Annotated in this window: 5 protein-coding genes; 1 reads left to right on the forward strand and 4 read right to left on the reverse strand. The window is 66.8% G+C overall.

The genetic code is table 11. From position 1 onward, the window contains the following. Positions 1 to 69 precede the first annotated feature (69 nt). The 4 genes from AB0M59_RS53080 to aceA form a co-directional block, all read right to left on the reverse strand. A complete protein-coding gene (locus tag AB0M59_RS53080) occupies positions 70 to 1,419 on the reverse strand; it encodes an NAD(P)/FAD-dependent oxidoreductase (protein WP_364631928.1) in 1,350 nt (449 codons plus the stop codon). A gap of 30 nt (positions 1,420 to 1,449) precedes the next feature. Beyond that, on the reverse strand, positions 1,450 to 1,722 hold the full coding sequence (locus AB0M59_RS53085; protein WP_155545874.1) for an acyl carrier protein: 273 nt from the start codon (positions 1,720 to 1,722) through the stop codon (positions 1,450 to 1,452). Between the two features lie 69 nt (positions 1,723 to 1,791). Beyond that, the gene (locus AB0M59_RS53090; protein WP_364631930.1) at positions 1,792 to 2,412 is read right to left on the reverse strand and encodes a hypothetical protein; all 621 of its coding nucleotides are present in this window, start codon (positions 2,410 to 2,412) and stop codon (positions 1,792 to 1,794) included. A 107-nt stretch (positions 2,413 to 2,519) separates the two neighbouring features. Beyond that, positions 2,520 to 3,815, reverse strand: coding sequence for an isocitrate lyase (gene aceA, locus AB0M59_RS53095; protein WP_364631933.1), 1,296 nt, complete (start codon positions 3,813 to 3,815; stop codon positions 2,520 to 2,522). Positions 3,816 to 4,004: 189 nt separating this feature from the next. Between aceA and AB0M59_RS53100 the strand changes: the two genes are divergently transcribed. Then, entirely contained in the window at positions 4,005 to 5,423 is a 1,419-nt protein-coding gene (locus AB0M59_RS53100; RefSeq protein ID WP_364631936.1) for a UbiD family decarboxylase, read from the forward strand. Positions 5,424 to 5,607: the final 184 nt, after the last annotated feature.

Here is a 5,607-nt window from a genome sequence, read left to right on the forward strand (position 1 = left end):
ACGGATGCCGGGGGAGTTTTGTGTTTATGTGTTCTAACCCTGTTTCTCACTCACGACCGGGTGTCTTGCCTAGAACAGGGCCAGCGCCGAAGAAGAGGCCTTGAGGCTGCCGAGGTGCCCGTGCCACAGGTGCGTGGGGTCGGCCTCGACGGCGGCGACGTACTCCTTCATCGCGGTCAGGGCCGCCGGCTCCTCGGCGTCGTAGACGTCGCCCTGGAGCATCTGGATGACGTCCTTGCGGTAACGGTCGTCGTCGATGAACGCGGTGAACAGCACGTTCAGCCGGTAGTACATCGAGATGAAGTCGTACCAGATGTTGACGCCCTTGCGGAGCGTGGTGACGTAGTTGTCGAACCGCTCCCGGCGGAAGTCACCGGCCTGGTGCGCGGCGATGACGTCCTTCGCCGCCAGGCGCGCGCTGTTCATCGCGACGCTGACACCGCTGGAAAAGATCGGGTCGACGAAGCGGGCCGCGTCGCCGATGAGCACCAGCGCGTCGCCGGCGATCTGCTTCATGCCGTAGCTGTAGTCGCCCTCGGTCTTGAACTTCCGCACGCGCTTGGCGTTCTTCAGCGCGTCCAGCATCTCCGGCCGGGTACCGACGGAGTTCCAGAAGAAGCCTTCGAGGTCGTCCTTGTGCTCCTTGAACTTCTCCTTCTGGGTGACGACGCCGATCGAGGTGATGGTCTCGGTGATCGGGATCTGCCAGACCCAGGTGTTCTCCTGCGGCAGGAAGTGCACGTGGATGTAGTCGGCGTCCTCGGGACGGCGCGCCAGCGAAGCGCGGTCGAGGCCCTCGAACCACGTGTGCACCGCGTACTGGTTGAAGACCTTGTCCGGCACCTTGACCTTGAGCTGCTGGCCCAGCAGGGTCTGCCGGCCGGACGCGTCGAGCACGCAGCGGACCGCGACCTCGAGGGGCTGGTCGCCGATCTTGGCCTGCAGCACCGGCCGGTCGCGGTCGGTGAAGTCGACCCGGTTGACCCGGACGCCCTGGTAGACCTTGGCGCCGAGCTCCTCGGAGTGCTTGAGCAGCATCGAGTCGAACTGGCCGCGGTCGACGTGCCAGGCGTAGACGCGGTCCACGCCGTTCTGGTCGCGCTCTTCGTAGGCGATCTCCGCCACGCCGAGGCCGTGCGAGCCGGCGTCGAAGTCCAGCGTGCTCGTCGGGCGGGTGTCCGACGAGGTCCACGCGGCGCCGTACTTGCGGGGGAAGCCGGCGGCTTCGACCTTGCCGATGACCCCGATGTCGTGCATCACGGGGATGACCGCGGGGACGAGGGACTCGCCGACGTGCTCGCGAGGGAACGTCTCGCCCTCGAAGACCACCACCGAAAGGCCGGCCTTGGCCAGGTAGGACGCCGCCGTGGAACCGGCCGGGCCACCGCCGATGATGCCGACATCGTAGTCGTAAGACACAGGTTCTCCGTTCTGGATTGCGAAAAGGGGTCAGGCGACCGGGGCACGCAGCGAAGTCACCAGGTCGGCGATGCTTTCGATGTCCTTGAAGTGGCGGGCCACCATCTCCGTCGGGGGAACCCGGACGGAGAACTCCTCACGGAGGTAGGCGACCAGCCGGGTGGTTTCGATCGAGTTGAGCAGGCCCCAGTCCAGCAACGGCGTGGTCGTGGTCAGTTCCCCCACGTCCTTGCCGTCCAACAGGTGCTTCTCGACGAACTCAACGAGCTTTCGCGTGATGTCGACGCGCTCGTCGTCTGCCATGGTTGTTCCTCCAGTGACGGCACAGCTCCACGCACAGGGTTGTGCTGGGGAATTCGGATGGTTCCGGGGTCAGTCGGTGCCCGCGTCGTGCGTGGTCTTGTTGCGCGAACCGCGGCGCGGGCGCTCGAGCAGCTCGGTCTCGGCGTTGATGTGCTTGCGCGGGGCGAAAGCGACGTACCGGCCGCCGGACATCTTGGCCTTGAAGTTCTTCATCCAGCCGTGGTGCCCGAAGTTGCCGTGCTTGTCGAAGCCGACCAGCGAGATACCGCTGCGGTCGTAGTGGCCGCCGACGAGCAGGCACCACTGCCGGAAGTCGGGGTACTCGTTGGTGAGGTGGCGGTAGGTGAGCACGAAAGCCAGGTAACGGCGGAAGTCCATGCCGTCGAGGCCCTCTTCGTCGTAGACGCGGGAAATGGCCTGCGTGCTCTGACCGAGCATTTCCGGGATCGGCGAGGCCGAGCAGACGAGCCAGTGCGACTCGTCGGTCATCGGGCTCTTGATCATGTTCTGCTCGACTTCCCAGCGGAAGTTCGTGTTGAGCTTCCCGGTCTCGATCATCTGCGCCTCGGAGATCTCCTGGGGCACGTAGATGAGCATTTCGTTGGTGGTCTCGAGCTCATCGATCTCGGCCTGCGTGAACGGGCATGGCTTCACCGCGATTTCAGTGGTTCCATAGACTCCGTAAACCATGTCTTCGAGGTTCTCGGGCATGCGCATGGGCAACCGTCCTGAATTCCGTTTCGCGTGGCTGATGTGTCGTCTCTTTGTTTCTAGCACGGGTCCGACTGAGGAAATGCTCAGTAGAATTGCGACTTCTCCGTGGAGTCCATCAGCGCGACGGTGTTGCTCGACGGGTTGACGACCGTGCTCACCAGGTCGAAGTAGCCGGTGCCGACCTCGCGCTGGTGCCGCGTCGCGGTGTAGCCGGCGGCTTCGGCGGCGAACTCGCGCTCTTGGAGCTCGACGTAGGCCGTCATGCCTTCGTCGGCGTAGTCGCGCGCCAGGGCGAACATCGAATGGTTCAGCGCGTGGAACCCGGCGAGGGTGATGAACTGGAACTTGTAGCCCATGTGCCCGAGCTCGCGCTGGAACTTCGCGATCGTCGCGTCGTCCAGGTGCTGCTTCCAGTTGAACGACGGCGAGCAGTTGTAGGCCAGCAGCTGGTCGGGGTACTCGGCCTTGATCGCCTCGGCGAACTGGCGCGCGACCTCGAGGTCCGGCTTGGACGTCTCCATCCACAGCAGGTCGGAGTAGGGCGCGTAGGCGAGGCCGCGGGCGACGCACGGCTCGATGCCGCCACGCACGCGGTGGTAGCCCTCCGGAGTGCGCTCGCCGGTCAGGAACGGCTTGTCACGGTCGTCGACGTCGCTGGTGATGAGGTTCGCGGCCTGGGCGTCGGTGCGGGCGATGACGAGGCTGGGGACGTCGCAGACGTCGGCGGCCAGGCGCGCGGCCTGCAGGGTGCGGACGTGCTGGGAGGTCGGGATGAGCACCTTGCCGCCGAGGTGGCCGCACTTCTTCTCCGCGGCCAGCTGGTCTTCCCAGTGCACGCCGGCGGCGCCGCCGGCGATCATGCCCTTCATCAGCTCGAAGGCGTTGAGCACGCCGCCGAAGCCGGCTTCGGCGTCCGCGACGATCGGCGCCAGCCAGTGCGGGGCGTCCTTTTCGTCCTCGGCCCAGCTGATCTGGTCGGCGCGCAGCAGCGCGTTGTTGATCCGGCGCACGACCTGCGGGACGGAGTTGGCCGGGTAGAGGCTCTGGTCCGGGTAGGTGTGGCCGGAGAGGTTGGCGTCGGCGGCGACCTGCCAGCCGGAGAGGTAGATGGCCTTGAGGCCGGCGCGCACCTGCTGCACGGCCTGGTTACCGGTCAGCGCGCCCAGCGAGTGGACGTAGTCCTCGGTGTGCAGGAGGTTCCAGAGCCGCTCCGCGCCCAGCCGGGCGAGCGTGTGCTCCTCGGTCACGCTGCCGCGCAGCCGCAGGACGTCCTCGGCGGTGTAGTCCCGGCGGACTCCGCGCCATCGGGGGTCCTCGGCCCAGGACCGGGCCAGTTCGGCCGCCGCGGCTTCGCGGGGCGGCGCTGCGGTGACGGTCATGTCGTTCTCCTGACGTACGACGACGCGCGGCTTCGTGGACGAGACCATTTAGCACCCGGCAACCCCTGCCGAGCGCCGCCCGGGAGTGAGGACGAAGCATTCCCCTAGTTCTTGCCGTTCGGGCCCGGTCGAGTCCGCGACCGGGGCCGATAATCGGATCGCGAGCCACTGGCGAACGGAAGGCGTTTGATGGCAAAGGATCTGCGGACATTCCTGGCCGAGCTGGACCCGGACCAGATCAAGGTCGTGCGCAAGCCGGTCGACCCCGAGTTCGAGGTCACCGCGCTCGTCGACCGCATGGAAGACGACCCCGCGTACCCCGGCTTCCCGGCGGTGCTGTGCGAAAACGTCGGCGGCTCCGAGATCCCGTTGCTCATCAACCTGCACGGCACCTACGAGCGGCTCGCGCGCAGCATCGGCTCGGACGTGCACTCCATGGTTCCGGAGTACGCCCGGCGCGAGGGGTCCGGGATCAAGCCGGTCACGGTCGGCACCGCGCCGGTGCAGGAGGTCGTGTTCACCGGCGACGACATCGACGTCGGGATGCTGCCGCTGCTCAAGCACCAGGAGCTGGACGCGGGCAAGTACATCACCTCGGCGGTGACCATCTGCCGCGACCCCGACAGCGGCAAGATCAACGCGGGCATCTTCCGCCACCAGCAGCAGGGCCGCGACCAGGTCGGCATCCAGGTCAACCCGGCCCACCACACGGCTTACGTGCTGCGCAAGCTGCGCGAGCAGAAGAAGCCGATGGAGGTGGCGCTGGTCATCGGCCACCACCCGGCGCTGCTGATGGGCGCGGTGTCCAAACTGGAGGGGATCGGCGGCGAGCTCGACGTCGTGGGCGGCCTGCTCGGCGAACCGCTGGAGATGGTGCCCTGCAAGACGGTCGACCTCGAGGTGCCGGCCCGCGCGGAGATCGTCATCGAGGGCGTGATCGACACCGACCCCGACGCGACGGCCGTCGAGGGTCCGTTCGGCGAGTACCCGCGGTTCTACACCCGCACCGGCCCGCAGCCGTACGTGAAGATCACCGCGATCACCATGCGCCGCAAGCCGATCTTCGTCGACGTCTTCAACGCGCACACCGAACACAGCATGCTGGGCGGGCTCCCCCGGATGGGCAGCATCTACCGCCGGGTCAAGGAAGCGGTCCCGACGCTGACCGGCGTGCACCTGCCGCTGTCGGGCATGGCGCGGTCGCACCTTTACCTGTCGATGAGCAAGCGTGTGGAGGGCGAGCCGAAGCTCGCGGCTTGCGCTGCTTTGGCGGTCGATCCTCTGTTGAAGCACGTGTTCGTGGTGGACGACGACGTCGACGTCTTCAACGAGGTCGAGACGCTGTGGTGCCTGGCGACGCGCTTCCAGGCGGACCGCGACCTGACGATCATGCCGGGCTTCCTCGGCGGCCAGCTCAACCCGGTGACCTACGGGCACAACCGGGAGGAGAAGGGCCCGATGGAGACGAAGCTGATCTTCGACTGCACAAAGCCCGTGCCGCCGGCGGTGTTCCCGCCCTCGTGCCGGGTACCGCCCGAGGTCGTCGCGCGAGTGGACCACCGCGCACTGCTGGAAAACGGGGACGCGCTGCCGTCCTCCTTGGACTGAAGGTCGCCCTCACCGGTCCACCGCCGGTGGGGGCGATCTTGTCTGCCGCAGCTGGTCGTGAGTGAGAAACAGGGTTAGAACACTGTTTCTCACATCTGGTTGTTCAGCTCCCCCGGACGTCCCATCAGCGAGGCGATCGCGACCGGCAGCGTCGGCGCCGTCGGCCGGGCGAGGAAGCTCGTCG

The organism is Amycolatopsis sp. NPDC051371, from assembly GCF_040682155.1.
GTDB lineage: Bacteria > Actinomycetota > Actinomycetes > Mycobacteriales > Pseudonocardiaceae > Amycolatopsis.